Consider the following 1,099-nt stretch of genomic DNA (forward strand, 5'->3'; position numbering starts at 1 on the left):
CAGGTGAACGCATAGCGCAGATCGTGATCGTGCCATTGCCTGCCATTGAACTGCAGGAAGTCAACAAACTGCCAAAAACAGATAGAGGCTCAAACGGTTTTGGGAGTTCTGGAAAATGATTGTTAATCTAGATCGATTTAATTTTGATAATGTATTAACTGAAATCTTAGCAGAGTGCAATAAACAGAATAAAACAAGTTATTTTGAGGTTAATTATATTTCAGACAGAAAATACGCCTACTTTAAAAGATTGTATTTAAAAGGTATAACAGAAGAAGAAATCAGAGAAGATATAAACGAAATTTACAGAGATTTTTTAAGGTCATAAAAAATGAATAACAATGAAGATAATATAAAATTAGACCGCAAAGAGCGAGGCTTGATCGGAATTGCCCTTGAAGTGTATAAATGGGATCTTGAAGAACGCCTGAAAAATAAGAAATTGAGCGAAACAGGCAGAAATATTCTAAAATCTAATCTGTGTATGGTTAAAGAATTAGAGCTGAAATTTAAGGAGTGGTAAACGTGATCAGTAATTCGCTAAAAAGATTATGGAATGAATATAATGATTTTTTTGAAAATGAATTACATTTAGACCATTGGGATCAAGGTCAACGTATGGAGGCTTTATTCAACAGCCTAAAAAAGTGGAAATATAAGATTATTCAGAAGAAAAATAAACATATTGGCTTTGTGATGTGGGGAGAACCGCTACAGATACACAAAGAGCAGTTTAATTATCAAATTGCTATACATGAGGCATATATTATGCCTGAATACAGAAATCAAGGCATAATGACAGGGCAGATTTGTTATATTGTTAATCATCCTATGTTTATTAAAAGGCGTGTATGTCTTTTTGTTTTAAATCAGAATCAACTAGCTTTGAGTATCTGGAAAAAGATTTTTAATCGATTAAATTTCAGTTTTGATGGAGAGATAACGAGAGATCAAGACGGTGCTTGGTATGGCTTTTCAAGAGATTAGAAAATGACAGAAAACACACATAAGATTTTTGTAACCACAGGGGCGAGTAATCACGCCCAGAATGACAGAGCAAGTTATGATTTTTACTGCACCGATCCAAAAGCACTGGAAA

At 33.5% G+C, this 1,099-nt stretch carries 4 protein-coding genes; all 4 read left to right on the plus strand.

The annotated features are described in order from the left end of the window. Window positions 1-11 precede the first annotated feature (11 nt). The 4 genes from ACJML3_RS00610 to ACJML3_RS00625 are packed head-to-tail and all read left to right on the plus strand — an operon-like array spanning window position 12 to window position 987. The gene (locus ACJML3_RS00610; RefSeq protein ID WP_406019712.1) at window positions 12-119 is read left to right on the plus strand and encodes a hypothetical protein; all 108 of its coding nucleotides are present in this window, start codon (window positions 12-14) and stop codon (window positions 117-119) included. After that, window positions 116-328, plus strand: a complete 213-nt coding sequence (locus ACJML3_RS00615) for a hypothetical protein (protein WP_406019706.1) — start codon at window positions 116-118, stop codon at window positions 326-328. The genes ACJML3_RS00610 and ACJML3_RS00615 overlap by 4 nt, the downstream gene beginning before the upstream one ends. A gap of 3 nt (window positions 329-331) precedes the next feature. Further along, window positions 332-523, plus strand: a complete 192-nt coding sequence (locus ACJML3_RS00620; protein ID WP_406019708.1) for a hypothetical protein — start codon at window positions 332-334, stop codon at window positions 521-523. A gap of 2 nt (window positions 524-525) precedes the next feature. After that, window positions 526-987 carry a hypothetical protein gene (locus tag ACJML3_RS00625; RefSeq protein ID WP_406019710.1) on the plus strand — a complete coding sequence of 154 codons (462 nt, stop codon included), beginning with the start codon at window positions 526-528 and terminating at the stop codon, window positions 985-987. Window positions 988-1,099 lie beyond the last annotated feature (112 nt).

The organism is Succinivibrio sp., from assembly GCF_045124615.1.
GTDB lineage: Bacteria > Pseudomonadota > Gammaproteobacteria > Enterobacterales > Succinivibrionaceae > Succinivibrio > Succinivibrio faecicola.

What these genes read in the sequence shown, in the direction of transcription:
- ACJML3_RS00615 (WP_406019706.1), top strand. Translation starts at nt 116, where the DNA reads ATGATTGTTAATCTAGATCGATTTAATTTTGATAATGTATTAACTGAA.
- ACJML3_RS00620 (WP_406019708.1), top strand. Translation starts at nt 332, where the DNA reads ATGAATAACAATGAAGATAATATAAAATTAGACCGCAAAGAGCGAGGC.